This window comes from Lactobacillus sp. (assembly GCF_051893255.1).
Taxonomy (GTDB): Bacteria; Bacillota; Bacilli; order Lactobacillales; family Lactobacillaceae; genus Lactobacillus.
This window is the reverse complement of the sequence record NZ_JBJFHB010000014.1, coordinates 16,822-34,850: the sequence shown is the minus strand read 5'-3', so window position 1 is coordinate 34,850 and position 18,029 is coordinate 16,822. Positions and strand designations below refer to the sequence as shown.

The 18,029-nt window shown below is 47.4% G+C and carries 14 protein-coding genes and 1 pseudogene; 7 read left to right on the top strand and 8 right to left on the bottom strand.

Annotated features, from left to right (window positions below):
- Positions 1-36: 36 nt before the first annotated feature.
- From ACI4WN_RS01095 to ACI4WN_RS01080, 4 genes are all read right to left on the bottom strand, one after another.
- A complete protein-coding gene (locus ACI4WN_RS01095) occupies positions 37-3,039 on the bottom strand; it encodes an LTA synthase family protein (RefSeq protein ID WP_439776600.1) in 3,003 nt (1,000 codons plus the stop codon).
- A gap of 78 nt (positions 3,040-3,117) precedes the next feature.
- Positions 3,118-3,735 (bottom strand): glycerol-3-phosphate acyltransferase, encoded by a 618-nt coding sequence (locus ACI4WN_RS01090; protein ID WP_439776599.1) that lies wholly within the window; start codon positions 3,733-3,735, stop codon positions 3,118-3,120.
- Positions 3,735-5,024, bottom strand: coding sequence for an LCP family glycopolymer transferase (locus tag ACI4WN_RS01085; RefSeq protein WP_439776598.1), 1,290 nt, complete (start codon positions 5,022-5,024; stop codon positions 3,735-3,737). Before ACI4WN_RS01085 ends, ACI4WN_RS01090 begins: the two co-directional genes overlap by 1 nt.
- A gap of 262 nt (positions 5,025-5,286) precedes the next feature.
- Entirely contained in the window at positions 5,287-5,976 is a 690-nt protein-coding gene (locus ACI4WN_RS01080) for a 2,3-diphosphoglycerate-dependent phosphoglycerate mutase (RefSeq protein ID WP_008461910.1), read from the bottom strand.
- A gap of 160 nt (positions 5,977-6,136) precedes the next feature.
- On the opposite strand from ACI4WN_RS01080, the gene ACI4WN_RS01075 reads away from it, so the two are divergent.
- A complete protein-coding gene (locus tag ACI4WN_RS01075) occupies positions 6,137-6,883 on the top strand; it encodes a hypothetical protein (protein WP_439776597.1) in 747 nt (248 codons plus the stop codon).
- Between the two features lie 39 nt (positions 6,884-6,922).
- Positions 6,923-7,882 carry a Gfo/Idh/MocA family protein gene (locus ACI4WN_RS01070; protein WP_439776596.1) on the top strand — a complete coding sequence of 320 codons (960 nt, stop codon included), beginning with the start codon at positions 6,923-6,925 and terminating at the stop codon, positions 7,880-7,882.
- 57 nt (positions 7,883-7,939) lie between these two features.
- Here ACI4WN_RS01070 and msrB read toward each other — a convergent pair whose 3' ends face one another.
- Positions 7,940-8,410 (bottom strand): peptide-methionine (R)-S-oxide reductase MsrB, encoded by a 471-nt coding sequence (gene msrB, locus ACI4WN_RS01065; protein WP_439776595.1) that lies wholly within the window; start codon positions 8,408-8,410, stop codon positions 7,940-7,942.
- A 291-nt stretch (positions 8,411-8,701) separates the two neighbouring features.
- Here msrB and pgmB point away from each other — a divergent pair, with 291 nt between their 5' ends.
- Positions 8,702-9,361, top strand: coding sequence for a beta-phosphoglucomutase (gene pgmB / locus ACI4WN_RS01060; RefSeq protein WP_439776594.1), 660 nt, complete (start codon positions 8,702-8,704; stop codon positions 9,359-9,361).
- A gap of 279 nt (positions 9,362-9,640) precedes the next feature.
- Here the strand turns inward: pgmB and ACI4WN_RS01055 are convergent, their stop codons facing one another.
- Positions 9,641-10,825: an MFS transporter gene (locus ACI4WN_RS01055; protein WP_439776593.1), complete on the bottom strand. Its 1,185-nt coding sequence runs from the start codon at positions 10,823-10,825 to the stop codon at positions 9,641-9,643.
- A gap of 230 nt (positions 10,826-11,055) precedes the next feature.
- On the bottom strand, positions 11,056-12,066 hold the full coding sequence (locus ACI4WN_RS01050; RefSeq protein ID WP_439776592.1) for an AraC family transcriptional regulator: 1,011 nt from the start codon (positions 12,064-12,066) through the stop codon (positions 11,056-11,058).
- 117 nt (positions 12,067-12,183) lie between these two features.
- Between ACI4WN_RS01050 and ACI4WN_RS01045 the strand changes: the two genes are divergently transcribed.
- The 3 genes from ACI4WN_RS01045 (at position 12,184) to ACI4WN_RS01035 (ending at position 17,055) form a co-directional block, all read left to right on the top strand.
- Positions 12,184-13,887: a glycoside hydrolase family 3 protein gene (locus ACI4WN_RS01045; protein ID WP_439776591.1), complete on the top strand. Its 1,704-nt coding sequence runs from the start codon at positions 12,184-12,186 to the stop codon at positions 13,885-13,887.
- 13 nt (positions 13,888-13,900) lie between these two features.
- Positions 13,901-16,696 carry a family 78 glycoside hydrolase catalytic domain gene (locus ACI4WN_RS01040; protein ID WP_439776590.1) on the top strand — a complete coding sequence of 932 codons (2,796 nt, stop codon included), beginning with the start codon at positions 13,901-13,903 and terminating at the stop codon, positions 16,694-16,696.
- A gap of 95 nt (positions 16,697-16,791) precedes the next feature.
- Positions 16,792-17,055: a SemiSWEET family transporter gene (locus tag ACI4WN_RS01035; protein WP_439776589.1), complete on the top strand. Its 264-nt coding sequence runs from the start codon at positions 16,792-16,794 to the stop codon at positions 17,053-17,055.
- A 359-nt stretch (positions 17,056-17,414) separates the two neighbouring features.
- On the opposite strand, the pseudogene ACI4WN_RS01030 reads toward ACI4WN_RS01035, so the two are convergent.
- A pseudogene (locus ACI4WN_RS01030) lies at positions 17,415-17,816 on the bottom strand (sugar nucleotidyltransferase); the annotation flags it as partial.
- A gap of 14 nt (positions 17,817-17,830) precedes the next feature.
- Between ACI4WN_RS01030 and ACI4WN_RS01025 the strand changes: the two are divergent.
- The gene (locus ACI4WN_RS01025) at positions 17,831-18,022 is read left to right on the top strand and encodes a hypothetical protein (RefSeq protein WP_439776588.1); all 192 of its coding nucleotides are present in this window, start codon (positions 17,831-17,833) and stop codon (positions 18,020-18,022) included.
- The last annotated feature ends 7 nt before the right edge of the window (positions 18,023-18,029 follow it).

Below are 18,029 nucleotides of genomic sequence, written 5' to 3'. Positions count from 1 at the left end.
TTGTCCCCTGTCAAAAAATCTGAATAGCCTTAATTGCTATTTATTGCTTTTCATCGTGTAAAAGCCCTTAACCTTCAAAGCATAAGCGCTGCCGGCAGTCATGTCGTATTGGATCAGTTCGTAATCCTTCAGCAGAGCTTGCTGTGAGCTGGTCAAGGTCTTTGGATCAACTTCTTTGCCCTTTTGGTCAACCAGCGTGAAGCCGGAGTCGTCAGAGTAAGAAATGGTCAAAGCTGGCAGCTTCTTGTGCACTTCCGTTAACAAGGCTTGGTATGCCGTCACCTTGCTATTACTTTGTTCCAGCATCATGGCAATGAAGTCACTAGTGTTGACGTAGTTGGTCTTAGAAGTCAGCTTGGCCTTAGCCCCGTGCTGGCGCGCATACTTGTTAGAGTAGATGAAGTAGCGCGTTGAGTGCATTTCAACTGGATACTTAGACGTGTAAGATTGAGAAACAATGGATGGGTAGTGGTCCCCGTAGAAGACCAGAGTGATTGGCTTCTTAATTTTGTCAATCTGCTTGATGAACTTCTTAACCGCTTGGTCAGTGTAGTGGGTCCCCATGACGTAGGTTGCCATCTGGGTCCGCACGTCACCATCGCTGAAGAGGTCACCTGAGATCTTACCAGCGTAGTAGTTCTTTGGATACCAGTTGTTGTATGGCATGTGGTTTTGAATAGAAATCAGGTTGATGAACTGACCATTCTTGCGGGAGTTGATCTGCTTCAAGCCGTTAGCGTAAGTGGTGAAGTCAGAGTTGTAAGAGTTGGTCCCTAGCTTCTTTTGGTCAATGATCTTGTACTTAGAACCGATGTAGACAAACTTGTTAAACTTAAACCGCTTGTAGTCTTCAATTCTAGAGTAGTAAGTCCCGATGAATGGGTGAACGGCTGAAGAGTAAGTGAAGTTGGCCCCAATGGTTGGGTAGTACTTGTATTGCGGTACAACTTGCACATAAGGAGTCAAGCTCGTGCTGAAGGCACCCATGTTAAAGCCAGTCAATGATTCCCATTCCATGTTGGCGGTACCGCCGCCGTAGCCGGCACTCAGCATGGTCCCGTAAGTGGTTGAGCTCTTTAATGAGTGAATGTATGGGATTGGATCTTTGGTACCCTTGGCAAACTTAATGGTTGGGAAGGTGGTTGGATCCATGAAACTTTCACTCAGGTTGAAGATAACCGTTTGATCAGACAGGTTATTCTTTCTTGTCTTGTTGATCTGGTCAGCCAGCTTTTGGTACTTCTGGTAGAGCTTGGTAATTTGGCTCTTTGAGTAGTTTTCTGGCTTGTCCATGATCTGCAAGTCAATGTAGTTCAAGAAGTTTAAGATTGGACCATTAACTTGAATATCTCTTTCAGGGTTTCTGAAGGATTGCTTGTTATCAAAAGCCCGGCTGATCCGGTAAATGACAGAGCCTTGGTGGTTGAACCACATTGGCGTCATGAATAAGGCTAAGCTGGCCAGGGCCCATAAGCCGCGCCGCTTCCAGTTGCCACGCTTCTTAACTTTAAACTTGATTTCGCAAAAGACGATCAAGGCAATGACGATAGCTAAGCCAATCAAGATCATGACCAAGGTCTTTTGCCCGCCGATCATGCTCAGCAAGCTGTCGGCATTAGTTACTTCTGACAATTCACTTGGGTAAATTGGCTCACCACGCAGATCCAGCTTGATCTTGTTGGCAATCGCCCAGGCCAAAACGATGGTAGAAGTAGTAATGATTGATAGCCAGTAACGGGTCGTTAAGAAATACAGGATAGTGAAGAAGGCATCGACAAAGATTGTCGTCAAAATCAATGCCCCAAGCTTCGTCCCAATCAGCCAAACAACCGCGTTAACGTTTGCCGCCGTAGAAATCTGAATCCGCATATTGTCAGATTCAATCAAGAAGGAGGCAAAAGTCAAAACAAAGAAAAAGGCCCAAGTAAGAAGATTGGTTCGGTGGTACTTGATAAAGCCCCAAGCCCGGTTGAAGCTGCCTTCCGCAACTTCCCCAAAGCTCTTGGTTTCATACAAGAACTTATTCATTCGCTTGACCGGCTTGAAGCGGAAGAGGTAGCGGTCTAAGACAAAATGCCAGACAATCGCAATCGCAAACATGATCAAGATCGTGATCAAGCGGTTGAGCTGTCTGCTACCCGTACCATATTTCAAGGATGACATGAACTTGCTTGCCGCTGGTGCCTGCATAAAGATAATCAAGATGACCAAAAAGCCTAGGTCTCTTTCTTCCAAGGTCTTGATGGCCTTTTGGGCAATGGCAAAAGCTGCCAAAGACAGCAAAAAGATGAATGGTGACGTCACGTTGATCAAGAACTGGTCGTTCCAAGAAGTCGTGATGGCGTGGCCAGACAAGATTTGAGACCAATAGACAGCGTTAAAGCCCGGAACGCCGACAATGACAAAGGCAAAGGAAACTGCCCCAGCCAAAATGGACAAAATCGTTCTCTTAGCAGTCCATTTGATCCGGCCTAAGAACATCCCCCAGGCAAAAGGCAGGATCAGGTAGAGACCATAAATTGAATAATTCAGTGAGTAGGTCCCAGCTGACAAGGCAAAGCCTAAGAAGGTCAAGCCAGTCAAGATGATCAAACTCTGTTTGTGACTAAACTTTTCCTGCCAATCATAGATAACCGGCTGCACTAACAGACCAAAGACAATCCCGGTCATTAAAACAGAAGTTGAGGTCAAAATCGGGAAGAAGATGCCCCAGAAAAGCCAGGCATTGAGCTGAGCCGGCTTCATAATGAAGTAGACCAGGTAGTAGACAATCAAGGTTGCTTCCATGACTGCCCAGGCCTTAAAGCCCTCGTTAAAGCGCAGCTTCTTCTTGCTAAAGACTGCCCCAAAGACCATTGGCAAGAACCAATAAGTCGCGCTTTCAGCAGTAGTTGGCAAATAGCGCAGATAAGTGATCGAGCTTTTCAGCATTGAGTGTTTAAAATTAAACATCTGCAGCAAAATGACTAGTGCCGCAATGACCAAAAAGCCGATCTTCAACAAGTTGTGTTTTTTATTAGATTGTTTTGGTTCACTCATTGTGATCTGACTAATCCTCTTTCTTTCACATTTTCATTTTTTCATTATACCCGGCAAATAAGAAGAAAAGCTAAAGATTCACTTTAGAATCCCAAGTTTCTTCTTGATACTGTATAAAATATCCACTTTTTTGCCATGGCCAGTGAAAAAGTCATAGATGTCTTTCTTGAACTTGTAAGCCATAATTGCCGTAATGATCAAAAAGATCACGCCAGCCTCCACTGACTTAGTCAGTTCATAGCCGCTAAACAGCAGCATGAACACTAGCGGCGGGATGGTCAGGTTCTGCATGACAGCCGTTAAAAACAGGGCGATCAGCAAAGTGATCAGCCCTGCCTTGGTATCATACAAAACAGTAGTCATGGCCATCACGGCCACGGCCTTGCCGCCCTTAAAGTGGTTCATGACCGGGAAGCAGTGGCCAATGACCACCCCTAAGCCCGTATAGGCAATTAATAAATGCTGGCGATAGATGGCGTAAACCAGGCCAATCGCCAGCAAAGTTTTTAGCAAGTCGCCGACGCAAGTCATAATGCCGGCTTTTTTGCCAAAAACTGCTCCCACGTTAGCCGTACCAGGATTGCCAGACCCAAATTTGGTGGGGTCACGGTGCAAATAAAACTTGCCGACGAACATGGCACTCATGAAGTTGCCAAAAACGTAGCCAATCAGCACGGCGATAATCTTCGCTTCCACTAGTAGCCTCCTGAGAATGGATTGGTACTGTAGCTATAGGTGTAATTCGAATAGTAATTAGTGCTATAGCCAGTAGAACTATTGCTACTAGTATTATACGCCGTTTGCGAATCGGATTGGCTGCTTTGACTAGTCTTATTCGCTGAAGATGAACTTGATGATGAAGATGATTTCTTCTTTTCAACTTCGCTAGTCGTCGTTGATTCAGAATAGATCGTGTAGTTCTGCGTCTTGCTAGAATTGAAGTTAAAACCGTTAGCGATGTTGAGCGTGTTGAGCTTGGTTTCCCGGTTAGAAATGGTTTCGGTCTTCAAGCCTAAAAGCTTTCTAATCTTGTTGGACACCCGCTGCAATTCGCTGGTTGACGCGATTTGGTAAGCTGCATCATCGATGTAGGCACTGTAGCCGTGCAGGTAGTCACTGTCACTAGCCGACGTACAGTTGGAGTAATTAGCCAAAATTGACTTTAGGGCTGAGAAGCTCAAGTTGGTCTTCACGTTTGTTGACAAGGTATCTGCAATCTTGGTGAAGTTTTGCAGGGAATCCGTCGTTGCCAGCTTCTTAACCAGCTTGGTAATGACTTCTCTTTGCCGCTTCTGCCGGCCATAGTCCCCTTCTGGGTCGTCATAACGCATCCGGCTGTAAGCCAGGGCCGCTTGCCCATTCAGGTGCTGGCGCACGCCCTTTTTAAACGGGAAGCCGCTGTAAGTAAAGGTTAGAGTTGGCGTCACGTAGATCCCGCCAACGTAGCTGACCAGTTTCATCAGCCCCTTCATGTTGACCAAGGCGTAGTACTTGACCGGAATGTTCAAGAGGCTGGAGACGGTCTTCATGGTCATCTTGGCCCCGCCAATGGAGTAAGCCGCATTGATCTTCTGCACGTCGTCTGAGTCGTCCCCCACCATGTCCGCCATAGTATCCCGCGGAATAGAAATCATCGTGTAATTTTTCTTCTTAGGATTGACCACGACGACGATGATGGTATCAGTATTCCCCATCTTTTCCGTCCGGTCCAAAGCCCCCGTATCGGTCCCTAGAAGCAGGACAGCAAAGGAATTCTTGCCGTTAAATTCACCGTAAGTAGTCTTAACAGCATTTTCCTTGTCGTAAGCCTTGTTAGCCGCATTTTCGGCGGTCTTATAAAGGTGGGAAGCGTAAAAGCCGGCGCCGGCAATCGCCACGCAGACTACAGCCAAAATGCCGATGATCCAGTTTCTGATCAGCTTTTTCTTGCGTTTTTTCGCCTGTACCCGACTTTCAGGAAATGTTTTTTGCTCTTTTTTGTTCATAGCCTAATTACCTAAATTCAAAAAATGTACATTAGTCATTATTGTAGCAAAAAAGTACCGCTAGCTTAACATATTTCAAACTTTCTTATCGAAATTGTAAAAATCTAGCCTTCCTTTAATGATCAAAAATCAAGTTTTCTCTCTTACAAGCTAACATTTATCATTAGGCAGTGTCAACTTTGGGTAAAAAGAAGATTAAAAGGCAAAAAATGAGCAAGAAAAAAAGCAGAGCTAAGCTCTGCTTTCTTAAGGAAAGAAGGAATTAGTCCAACTTTTCCTTGCTTACTACGTTCAACTTGTCGTCGAAAGTGTAAACAACTGGTTCACCAGTCTTCATTTCAACATCCATGATGTCTTCGTCAGAGATGTTTTCAATGTACTTGGTCAAAGCACGGAGTGAGTTACCGTGAGCTGCGATGATCACGTTCTTGCCAGCCAACAGGTCTGGAGCAATGTGGTCTTCCCAGAATGGCATAACTCTGTCCAAGGTAACCTTCAGGTTTTCTGCCTTAGGAACGATGTGTGGGTCCAAGTTTGCGTAACGACGGTCGTTAGCTTGGCTGAATTCTGAGTCGTCTGCCAAAACTGGTGGCAAAACGTCGTATGAACGACGCCAAATGTGAACTTGTTCGTCGCCGTACTTTTCAGCAGTTTCAGCCTTGTTCAAGCCTTGCAATGCGCCGTAGTGACGTTCGTTCAGTCTCCAAGTCTTAGTTTCTGGAACCCAAAGTTGGCCACTTTCTTCCAATGCAAAGTGCAAAGTCTTGATGGCACGGGTCAAAACTGAAGTGTAAGCTTGGTCAAATTCCAAACCAGCTTCCTTGATCAAACGACCAGCCTTCTTTGCTTCTTCAACACCCTTGTCTGAAAGGTTAACGTCAACCCAACCAGTAAATTGGTTTGAAAGGTTCCATTCACTTTGACCGTGACGGATTAAAACTAATTTAGACATGAAAAATCTCCTTTAGCAAATTAAACGTTTCACTAAATATTATACGGCCTATCGCCCGCTTTTCAAAGTCTTTGACCGAAAAAAAGCGAATTTTCTAACCTCAATTTTACCAATCCCCCGCCAATTTGCTAAAATTGTAGTCAAAGGAGGCTGATTACTAATGAATAAGAAAAAAGGCAAGTTTTTAAGCCTGTTTGCCGGGCTCTTTTTAGCACTATTCATGCTAACCGGCTGCAGCCAGCCTAGCAGCCAAGCACTTTTAAAAAAGGCCCAAAAGACCGACATCCAAAACTTCCAATTGCAACTGGACGAAAAATCGAGCAGCGAGCACTTCTATGGGCAAGTCAGCTACCAGCGGTCACCCTTTTTAATGAAGACCAAACTAACGGAAAAAGGCGACCAGACCATCAACATGTGGGTCCAGGGCGACTACGCCTACGTCAAGTACTTAAAGGGCCAGCAAGCTGCTTGGTACAAGGCCCAGCTGAGCCAATATACCACCATCAAGCAGTTCCAAGCCACCATCAAAAAAATGGACCAGCTCTATTTAAGCAAGCAGTCAGCCAAGCTGTTTAAGGTGGCTTCTACCGCTTCTGGCTACCAGTTGACCTATACGGGCAAAAACAAAAACTTGTGGCAGGACATCACCGAAAAAGACGGCTTGGCGACCCTAACTAGCGACGCTAGCATGGTCAAGGCCACAGTCAAGCAGATCAAGATGACGATCCTGCTCAACAAAAAAGGTTACCTGACCGGAGTCAAATTGACCGCCAAGTATCAGCCTCAAGGCAAGCAAAAGGCGACCACGACCAAGTTGTCTCTTTTAAAGATTAACCAAGGAAAGCAATTGACCTTGCCGGAAAAGGTGAAGAAGAACTCAGTTGACATCACTAAGCTGAACAAGTAATTTTTAAATCAAAATAAAAAAGAAAGGAAAAGACACAAGATGAAATTAGGCATTATCGGCAGCGGCAAAATCGTCCACGACTTTTTAACAGCCTTGCCCATCCCGGGGCTAGAATTAGCTGCCATCGCCACCACCAAGCGGTCAGCCCTGGTGGGCCAAGATTTAGCAAAGAAATATCATATCCATAAGTGCTATGACGACTACTTGGAAATGTTGAAAGATCCAGACGTTGATACGGTTTACGTGGCAACTCCTCCGTCCATGCACTACCAGATGTGCCGAGACAGCCTCGAAACCGGCAAGAACGTTATCTGTGAAAAGCCCTTTGTCTTTACGCCTGATGAGGCGCTAGATCTAAAGAAGACGGCAGACGAGCACGGCGGCTTGATCGCAGAAGCCATCACCACGGTTTACTTGCCTAATTTTCAGGCCTTGCAGAAAGACCTGGCAAAAATCGGACCCGTCCACGTGGTCAGCCTCAACTACACCCAGTACTCCTCTCGCTACGATGCCTTTTTGCAAGGGGAAATCTTGCCTGCCTTTAACCCCAAGCTGGGCGGCGGGGCCCTCCTTGACTTAAACGTCTACAACATCCACTTGGCAACCGCCTTGTTTGGAGCCCCAAAGGCTGTCCACTACTATCCAAACATGCAAAAGAACGTGGACACTTCCGGTATCTTAATTTTGACTTACGAAGACAAGCAGGCTACTCTAACCGCGGCCAAAGACTCCCAAGCCTTTTTCAAGAACCAATCCCTAATTGCCGGGGAGAAGGGCTTCATCTCCTTTGCCGGCAGCCCTGGGGCTCTTGCTTCCTACCGGCTGGACCTAGGTGCAGGCCAAGATGAGGAGAAAAAACTCTCCGTCAAGCACCGGATGATTCCGGAATTTGCAGCTTTTGTTCAAATGATGGATAACCGCGACCAACTGGCCTGCGACCGGGCCTTCCAGCACAGTCTGGAGGTCATCCAGGTTTTAAATGACGCACAAAACGGCTAAACTAAAATCACAGGCAAATAAAAAATCCCAAGATCAATGATCTTGGGATTTTTTGTCTTATATTGTCTGACTTGTATTGTTTGTCTTTTTTTCAACTTGGCTACAATTAAACAGTTCCTTGTATTCACCATAGCCGGCTGCTTCCAGCTGATCATAAGGAATAAACTTGAGGGCAGCGGAGTTGATGCAGTAGCGTAAGCCCCCCTTGTCCAAGGGACCGTCGGTAAAGACATGGCCCAGATGGGAATCAGCCTGGCGGCTGCGGACTTCAATTCTTTCCATGCCAAAAGACTGATCCCGGCGCTGGGTAAGTTTGGTAAGCGGCTTGGTAAAGGCTGGCCAGCCGCAGCCAGAATTGTACTTATCCAAAGAGGAAAAGAGAGCTTCTCCACTGACCACGTCAACATAAATGCCTTTTTCAAAGAAATCGTCATACTCACCGGTATAAGGCGGTTCAGTTGCTGCATTCTGCGTTACCTTATATTGCATTGGCGTCAGCCGGTCTTTCAGCTTGTCTTGTTCAGTCATTTGAGTCACCTCATCTTTAGGATAAGGCTATTGTAGCTTGGATAGATTCGCGAGGCCTTGATCTGGATCAAGAAATTACTTGTTTAAACCTCGGTATATGGCTTAATGGCTGATAATTCACCGCTAAGATTTTTCTTTGCATCCCGCAAGTCAATGTCCTTTTTGGCAGAAATTCTTACATCCCCAAAAGAACTGTAAAATGAGCATGATTCTTATTTACTTTGACCATAGTTTCCAAAAGCCACTCTACTTATAATAAAATCCATGAGTAATAAAACGGAGGATTGTTATATGACTAAAGCAGCTTTATTTGATTTAGACGGCGTGATCGCTGACACGGCAGTTTACCACTTGCACGCTTGGCGGAAATTGATCCAGGAGCACTTTAACCAAGATGTTCCAGCTGACTTGTTGGCCCAAACCAAGGGCTTGAGCCGGGTGGACTCCTTAAACGCAATTTTATCCGGTCTGAACTTGACCGTATCCAAAGAAGAATTCACTCATCTGGCTGATGAAAAAAATGACCTCTACCGGCAATCACTGGCGGATTTAAACGAGCAAGGCATTCTGCCGGGGATCTCAGACTTATTGGCTGAGCTTAGAAAAAAGGATTTCCATCTTGCTCTGGCTTCAGCCAGCCACAACGCGCCCTTGATTCTTGAAAAGCTGGGTTTAAGTGACAGCTTTGAAGCAATCGCTGATCCCCACAAAGTGCGCTGCGGCAAACCAGCTCCAGACATCTTCCTGGCTGCTGCTAAAGACGTCAACTGCAAACCAGAAGACTGCATCGCTTTTGAAGACTCGGCTGCTGGGATCACCGCAATCAAGGCTGCCGGCAGCTACGCGGTCGGCGTTGGCAAGCAAGACGAACTCCATGCCGACATCTGCTTCCCTAATACTGCCGCTATTGACCTGGAAGAAATCCTCAGCAGCTGGCAAAAAAGCAAGTAAATTTCGAAAACACATTATTAAGGATGAAACTCGCCATGCTTCGGGTTTCATCCTTTCTTTTTGCTCAAAATCACTTTTTTAGCAATTTATAATAGCATTTCTAGTACTTTTTAGCATTATTTTTTGTCAAAAATACCATTTTGATAAAAAAGGAATTGAAGTACTCCCTCTTTTTCCCGCAAAAATGCAATTTTAAGATTTTTGGGCAAACGAAAACCCCCTTGGAAATTGAGAGCATATTCCAAGAGGGCATTATATCTTTTTACGGCAACTATTTGCTTAGGCTTCAGCTTTTAATAAGCTACCTGATTCAACCTTCTTTTCAAAGCCAGTTACCAGCAAGGCAATGACTACTACCATTGCCAATGCACCAGCAAAGACGAATGAAGGAGCACCAGCTGGGACATGCAGCCAGCCGATCAATTTTGGCGCAATTGCTGCGCTCAACCCGTTGATGAAGGCAAAAACTGACATAACGGCTGGAACTTGCTTAGGTTCAGAAAGCATTGACAGCATGAAGGTTGCTGTTGGCATTACCGTTACCATCGTAATTGCTGAGAAAGCAGAGGCAACAGCCAAAAGAATCACATTGTTAGTAAAGTAAGTTAAGGCTAAAGTGATTACCAAAAAGCCAAAGCCAGCTGCCAAAGTGTTTGGCTTGGTTGCCTTTCTGACATACTTAAAGCCTAAACCGGCAAAAATTCCGACAAAGTTACCAACCGCGCTGATCATCCCAGTAACAGCAGTTCCGCCCAAGTTCTTGGCAGAAACAATGATTGACAGATTTGCCATGTAAGCCGTGTAAGCTACACCCAAGATAAACACAGCCAAGTAGATCCAGAAAACGTTACCGTTCAAGCCTTTGAGGATCTGCCAAGTTGATTCCTTCTTGCCGCCATCTGCCATATTAACCGGCTTATCATTTGGCAACAAGAACAAAACTAACAAGAAGACTACTAAGCCAAAAGCATAAACCCAGTACAGGTTGTGCCAGTTTTTGGCCCCTAGAAAGCCACCAACAGCCGTCAAAACCGTTGACCCCAAGGACGTCATCCCGTTGTTGATCCCCATCATAGAAGACCGGTCTTCGCCTTCAAAATATTCCGTCAGCAGCATTGGGTTGACCGTATTGATAAAGCCAACCCCCATACCCAGCACCAGTGAGCAGACTAAGAGCCAGACAATAGAACTGTTCCAAAAAGCTGGAATTACCCCGCCTAAAGTAACTAAAGCTACCCCTAGCAAAACCAGCTTCTTCTTAGAGATGTGCATGGCCATCTGCCCAGCCACCAAAGTGATTAAGAGTGATCCCAAACCAGGCAAGGTAGTTAAAAGCTGGATCGTTGAGATCGGCGTATGCGGAAATGATTGGGAAATGGCAGCGATCGCCGAGCCGACAACATTCCCCGACATTGCCAGAGTCGCCATACTGACAACGCCTATTCTGGTTTTCATTTTATTCATGACATTCAATCCTTTCTCAGCCAGGTACGGCTTATTTCCTCGATTTCTGGATTAATTATAGCGGGCCTAAACCGCTTGCACTATATCCAAACGACAGCAGACATATATCCATTTCCCAGATTACTCCCTATTAGCCAACATTAATTTCTCGAAAACACCTGCTATAAATTCCGCCATATCAAGCTTTCTTTTGTCAAAAAACTCCGTCAAATAAATTGACGGAGTTTTTACTATTCATTTTCCTGTTGTCTTTGCCGGTAGTCTTTGGGTGAGCACTTAAAGTACTTTTTAAAAATCTTGTAGAAATAGGACGGATTTTCATAGCCAACCTTGGTCGCGATCTTTTCAATCGACCCGCTGGTATAGGTCAGGTATTCCGCGGCAACATTGATCCGTTGCAAGTGAACCAGTTTGATAAAGGTCTGCCCCGTATACTTCTTCAGATAAGCCGACAGGTAATTGGGGTTGTAGCCGAACTCCTTAGCCATCTGCTCCAGTGTGATCTGCTGGTAGTTCTTTTCAATATAAAGCAGAAAGTCCAAAATGTCGGTCCCCTTGTTGGTCTTCTGGTCAGTCTCAACCGCGCTGGACTTCTGGTAGGCCAGACGTATCAAGCGAGAGAAGAGGCCCAAGAGGTCAAAGCGGATGATCTGGTTAGCCTGGACATCGTTATTGTAGTACTCAGCGATAATATCGTAGATCACGGCTGTAATTTTAGGGTCATGCTCCGTCTGAAAAAGCAGGTACTTGGCTTCCTGCTCGCTGCCGCTGCTGATCAGTGACATCAGTACATGAGAAATTGACTGGGGACTGCCTGAATGAAGCATGAAATTTAAGTCATTCAAGGAAAAAGCCGTATCCTTCAAGGCCAGATTGACTACAATGGCACCAGTTGCCGTATCTTCAACCCGGTGCGGTACTCCCCGCCCGACCATAATGATACTTTCCTGGTCCAGCTTGATTTTCTTGCCTTGAACGATCACCGTGCAGCTGCCTAAAAGCGGAATTGTCATTTCCGCGCAGTTATGAACATGGAAAGGAATATAAGAATTCTGCGGCTGAACGGAAATAGAGATCGATTGCGGATTAATTTCTAAATTGTCCGTCAAAGTAGAGTAGAATTTATAGACTGGCTGTCCGCCTTCATAGCCGGCAATATCAGCTTTAAACTGATCTTGAACAGCCGACCAGTCCCGGGGCTGGCTGCTGCCACGTAACTTTTCAAGGATTTCTAGATTCATTTTCTCCCTCCTGACAAATCTGTGAAATGGCCATAGTTCTTGTTGCTTTTAACGATAGCACAGAAAATCCCGCTTGCCTATAATGAACTTGACAAGAAAAATGATGGAGGATTATTCATGCTAGATTTAAGCGCTAAGCCTTTTAACTTAAACGATGAACAGATTGCCCGCGTCCAAGAGCAAGTCAAAGAAATGTCTTTAGAAGCCAAGATCGGCCAGCTCTTCTTCGTAATCGGCCAAGATGAGGACCAGACTGACCTGGCTGCTTTTATCAAAAAGTATCAGCCAGGCGGGATGATGTACCGGCCTGACAAGGGGGCCAAGATCAAGCGGCAGGTCAGTGCCCTGCAAAAGGCCAGCCAGATCCCGCTCTTTATCGCGGCCAACCTGGAATCTGGCGGCAACGGCTTGGCAACTGAAGGCACCTGGCTGGGGATGCCAATGGAAATTGCCGCTAGTGCTGACCCGGATGCCGCTTACGAGCTGGGCAACGTGGCCGGCTATGAAGCCCACCAAGTCGCTGCTAACATGGCTTTCGCGCCAATCGTTGACCTGGACCAAAATTTCCGCAATCCAATCATGAACGTCCGGACCTTTGGTTCTAAGCAAGAAACAGTTTTGTCCTTTGCTAAAAAGCAGGCCCAAGGCCTGCAGGACAACAATATCATCCCTGTCATCAAGCACTTCCCTGGCGACGGGGTTGATGAACGCGACCAGCACCTTTTGGCTTCAGTCAACTCCTTGGAAGCCGACGCCTGGTCCGCTTCCTACGGGGCAATTTACCAAGACCTGATCGACCAGGGCATCCCGGCCGTAATGATTGCCCACATCATGCTGCCAGCCTGGGAAAAGAAGCTGGACCCGGCCATCAAGGCTCAAGACCTGCGTCCAGCCTCCTCTTCCAAGCTTTTAGTTGACGGATTGCTCCGGCAAGAATTGGGCTTCAACGGTCTGACCATCACTGACGCCACCCCAATGCTAGGCTACAACACGGTCATGCCGCGGTCTGAACTTTTGCCAGCCACGATCAATGCCGGAATCGACATGATCCTCTTCAACAAGAACATTGATGAAGACTACGAATACATCCGCCAGGCCATCAAAGACGGCAAGCTATCCATGAGCCGGGTCGATGAAGCCGTCAGCCGGATCCTGGCTACCAAACTGGCCCAGAAGCTGATGGATGAAGAAGGCAACTTTATCCAGGAAATTCCTGACCAGCTGGACTTGAAGCTGGCTGAACATGAACAAATTGCCACAGCAATTGCCCAAAAGGCTGTAACCTTAGTCAAGGACCGGGACCAGCTCCTGCCTCTGACCCCAGAAAAATATCCTCGTATCCGCCTCTATGTTTTAGGCGACCAGGATGATGGCGGCTTTAAAGAAGGCGGCCATGTCGGCCAGCTCTTCTATGACCAGTTGACCAAGCTGGGTTTTGAAGTCAGCCTCTTTGACCGGCAAAAGCTGGACTTCCATGAAATTTTTGAAGAAGGGGTCAGCGACTTAGAAAAGAAATTCGACTTAGCCTTGTACGTGGCCAATGTCGAAACGGCCTCCAACCAGACGACCACCCGGCTGGACTGGATCCACTTGATGGCGGCAGATGCCCCTTGGTTCTTGAGATCAATTCCAACGGTCTTTGTCTCAACCGCCAACCCTTACCACCTCTTCGACATCCCTAGCGTGTCAACTTATATCAATGCCTACACTGGCAACCCGGCCAGCGTGACAGCCACAATTAAGAAACTGACTGGGCAAGATGACTTCCGTGGCAAGAGCCCGGTTGATCCCTTCTGCGGCCAGTTATTTACCCAACTGTAATATGGAGAAAAAGATGGAAATCACACAAATTTTAGTCAACCACATGACAGAACCGGTCGGTTTTGACTTGACTGGCTTGCGGATCGAATTCAGCTTAAAGGCTGAGCAAGACCAAGCAGTTGAAAAGCGGCTGGTAATAACTGATGATCAAGCAGCTGTCGCTTATGATTCTGGCTACCAGTCTTACCAAAACAACTACTTCTGCCCAGATCTCACCTTAAAACCCCGCTGCCGTTACAGCTTGACAGTTTATGTCCGCGGCAATCAAGCGGAAGTTTCATCCAGCAGTTTCTTTGAAACAGGCAAGATGCAAGAAGACTACCTGGGCGAATGGATCGGCCATCCTGACAAGGACCTGGCCAACACTCTCTTTAAAAAGACAGTTGTGGTCACCCAGCCCGTCAAGCGGGCCCGCTTGTACGCGACCGGCCTCGGGGTCTATGAAGCTTACCTTGACGGTAAAAAAATTGGCCAGGAATTTTTAGCACCCGGCTTTACCGATTATGACAAGTGGGTCCAAGTTCAAACTTATGACTTGACCAGTGGCTTGAAATTGGGCCAGCACAATCTGATCTTCTCTTTAGGCGACGGTTGGTACAAGGGCAATATTGGCTTTGACGGCGGTCAGGAAAACACCTACGGCGACCAGCAAAGACTGCTGGCTGAGCTGCACTTGGAATTCGCGGACGGCAGCCAAACGGTCGTAGCAACCGACTCATCCTGGCTGACCACTAGCGGCCAAATAACCAAATCCGGGATCTATTACGGGGAAGACCTGGATACCAGCTTACCGGTTACCGGCTGGCAGGAAGCCCAAGTCCTGTCTTACTCTAAAGCAGTCTTGGCTGACCGGCTCAGCCTGCCGCTGACGGTCAATGAAGTCTTGCCAGTCAAGGAAGTCTTGCAGACCCCAGCTGGGGAAACAGTCCTGGACTTTGGACAGAACCAGGCAGGACTGTTTGAATTCTACAATGACGCGCCGGCCGGCAGTGAACTGATCTTTGAAATGGGGGAAATCTTGCAAGAAGGCAACTTCTACCGGGGCAACCTGCGACAAGCCCGGGCTAGCTTCCACTACATTTCAGATGGTAAGCCTGGCTGGGTTCGTCCCCACTTTACCTACTTTGGCTACCGCTATGTCAAGGTTACCGGCTTAAGCCATGTTAAGGGAGAAAACTTCCGGGCCATGGTGATTTATTCCCAAATGCCAGAAAGCGGCTCACTGACCAGCGACAATCCATTGGTCAACCGCCTTTTTGCCAATATCGTCTGGGGGCAAAAATCCAACTTCTTCGACGTGCCGACCGACTGCCCACAGCGGGATGAAAGACTTGGCTGGACCGGGGATGCCAATATCTTCTCCAACACAGCCGCTTTGAACATGAACGTCTTTGAATTTTTCAAAAAGTATGCCCGGGACATGGCTTGTGAACAAGCTGACCATGACGGCATGCTGACCATGTACGCTCCTTCTTTGGGCCATTCCGAAGGCGGGGCTGCCGTTTGGGGCGATGCAAGCGTGACGATTCCATGGAACATGTACGAAGCCTATGGCGATACTGCCATTTTGCGGCAAAACTATCCAGCCATGAAGAGCTGGGTTGATTGGATTGGCCGGCAGACCAAGAGCAAGAATCTCTGGACTGGCAGCTTCCAATTTGGCGACTGGCTGGCTTTAGACGGAGAAGTGCCAGGTCTGCCAACCGGCAAGACTGAAGAAGACTTTGTTGCTTCAGCCTACTACTATTACTCATCCAAGCTTTTAGGCCAAAGTGCGGCCCTGCTGGGCTTTAAAGAAGACGCGGACCATTACCAAAAGCAGGCCGCCGCGATCAAAGCCGCCATTCAAGCAGAGTACCTGACGGCAACTGGCCGCCTGGCCTTGGACACGCAGACCGCCTATGCCTTGACGCTATACTTCTCTTTAGCCAAAAAGGAACAAGAAGACCGGATCTTGCGCGACTTGATCACCCGCTTGAGTAAGGACCACGACCACTTGAAGACTGGCTTCGTGGGCACGCCATTTATCTGCCAGGCCTTATCTGAACATGGAGCTCATGACTTGGCAGTCAAGCTTTTCTTAAACGAAGACTATCCTTCCTGGCTTTACGCGGTCAAGCACGGGGCGACGACTGTCTGGGAACGGTGGAATTCCGTGCTTGATGACGGCAAGATGAACCCTGAAGGGATGAACTCACTTAATCACTACTCATTTGGGGCCATCATGGAATGGGCCTACCGCTACCTGCTGGGCTTAAAAGACCACACGCCCGGCTACCAAGAAGTTGTCTTCGCGCCAAACTTTGACTACCGCTTCAAGCAAATGAGCGGCCACTACCAGTCAAGCTACGGGGACTTGAAATTGGCCTACCAGATTGAAACTGACTACCAGCACACGGTCAAGCTGCAAGTGGAGATTCCATTTGGCCAAACCGTCCACGTCAAATTGCCAGCCGCCAGTCAAGGTCCAGTTCTAGTTAACGGGGAAAGTCAAAGTGCCAGCTTCAGCCTGACTTGCGGCAGATACGAGATCAGCTACCAACCAGACCATGACTTCATCGGCCATTACCGGGAAGATTCCCCAATTGCCGAAATCATGGCTGACGACCAGCTGGTGGAAAAATTAGCTACGGTTACGGACACGATCAATTTCTTTAGAAATCCTGACAGTCAAAAGAACTTTGGCGAAATGTCCCTGGCCAAGGTCAGCTCGATTCTGCCTTTCATCAACTTCACGGAAGAAGAAATGGCAAAGATGAAGCAAATTTTAACTACTAGCCCATTAATGAGTGAAAGGACAAAAGCCTGATTCGACCTGGACGGGATAATTGCTGACAGCACCCTTTACCAGCTGCAGGCTTAGCAGCAATAAGTTTAAGTATCAGACAAGAAGGTGTTTTTAACTTGAATAATTCCAAATTAGCCCGGCTGGTTGGCCGCGTGGCCAGTGTCATGTCGATTGCCATGTACGTCTCCTACCTGCCACAGATCGCCAATAACCTGCACAGGCAGTACGGCAACCCGGTTCAGCCCCTGGTTGCCTGCATCAACAGCGTCTTCTGGTGCGCCTATGCCCTCCTGCAGACCTACAAAGACTGGCCGGTCTTTATTGCCAACCTCCCCGGCATTATTTTTGCCTTGATCACTTTTATCACGGCCCTTCATTAATCTTCACGAATATTTCGGTACACAAAAACGCTCTCTACAACTGTGAAGTGCCATAGAAAAGTTAGACATTTTAGAAAATCTTAAATAGTTGCCATTACACGATCTCTGTATTTTACAGGGATCGTGTAATTTAGTTTATTATTAAAAAACAGGCGAGTCTTGCGACTCACCTGTGATCAATCTTCTTTTAAAATTCGCATCGTTGCCGTTAAGGCATCGCCCAGCCGCGTGTCAGCCACAAAGCCGAGCTTGCTGAACTTGTCAATGTCCAGCAGGGCCTTCGTTGCCGTTGAATACCCAGACGCTTCTTCGGCATCTGGCAGTTCAAAGACGACCTTCGTGCCGACTACATTCGCAATCGTAACGGCGTAGTTGCTCTTTGGGTGTTCTGGCTTTTCTTCGATGGAAATGGCCTTGCCGTTTTCATCAAAGTCAACCACGCCAAAGCGTTCTGGATCGTTGACGTAGTAGCCAAAGACGGTTGCCTGGCCAGCTTCGGCGTCACGAGCAGCTTTTTCCAAAAGGTCGGTAAAGCCGTTGCCGTAAAAAATGTTGTCGCCCAAAACCATGGCACATGGTTCGCCATTGATAAAGTCTTCCCCCAGGGTGAAGGCTTGAGCCAGGCCGTCTGGACTTGGCTGCACCTTGTAAGTGAGCTTAATCCCGAATTGAGACCCGTCGCCTAAAAGTTCCTTAAAGCGCGGAGTGTCAGCTGGCGTGGAGATGACCAAGATATCCTTGATCCCGGCCAGCATCCATTCAGGCCCTGGCCAAGTTGATCACCCGCCGCCTCTTCAACAACTACCAAATTACTGACCTCCGCCTGCCGCTGACAGCCGGCAAGGACCTGGCCTACCTCCACCAGCACGCCCGGGTCTTAAAGGAAGACTATCAAGCTGATGGCATCGCTGTTTCTGCCCGCCTGTCACCACAAGACAAGAAGCGTTTTGCTGCTTACCAAATCTAGACCACGT

What these genes read in the sequence shown, in the direction of transcription:
- msrB (WP_439776595.1), bottom strand. Translation starts at nt 8,410, where the DNA reads ATGACTGAACAAGACAAGCTGAAAGACCGGCTGACGCCAATGCAATAT.
- ACI4WN_RS01095 (WP_439776600.1), bottom strand. Translation starts at nt 3,039, where the DNA reads ATGAGTGAACCAAAACAATCTAATAAAAAACACAACTTGTTGAAGATC.
- ACI4WN_RS01040 (WP_439776590.1), top strand. Translation starts at nt 13,901, where the DNA reads ATGGAAATCACACAAATTTTAGTCAACCACATGACAGAACCGGTCGGT.
- ACI4WN_RS01045 (WP_439776591.1), top strand. Translation starts at nt 12,184, where the DNA reads ATGCTAGATTTAAGCGCTAAGCCTTTTAACTTAAACGATGAACAGATT.
- ACI4WN_RS01075 (WP_439776597.1), top strand. Translation starts at nt 6,137, where the DNA reads ATGAATAAGAAAAAAGGCAAGTTTTTAAGCCTGTTTGCCGGGCTCTTT.
- pgmB (WP_439776594.1), top strand. Translation starts at nt 8,702, where the DNA reads ATGACTAAAGCAGCTTTATTTGATTTAGACGGCGTGATCGCTGACACG.
- ACI4WN_RS01055 (WP_439776593.1), bottom strand. Translation starts at nt 10,825, where the DNA reads ATGAATAAAATGAAAACCAGAATAGGCGTTGTCAGTATGGCGACTCTG.
- ACI4WN_RS01070 (WP_439776596.1), top strand. Translation starts at nt 6,923, where the DNA reads ATGAAATTAGGCATTATCGGCAGCGGCAAAATCGTCCACGACTTTTTA.
- ACI4WN_RS01050 (WP_439776592.1), bottom strand. Translation starts at nt 12,066, where the DNA reads ATGAATCTAGAAATCCTTGAAAAGTTACGTGGCAGCAGCCAGCCCCGG.
- ACI4WN_RS01085 (WP_439776598.1), bottom strand. Translation starts at nt 5,024, where the DNA reads ATGAACAAAAAAGAGCAAAAAACATTTCCTGAAAGTCGGGTACAGGCG.
- ACI4WN_RS01080 (WP_008461910.1), bottom strand. Translation starts at nt 5,976, where the DNA reads ATGTCTAAATTAGTTTTAATCCGTCACGGTCAAAGTGAATGGAACCTT.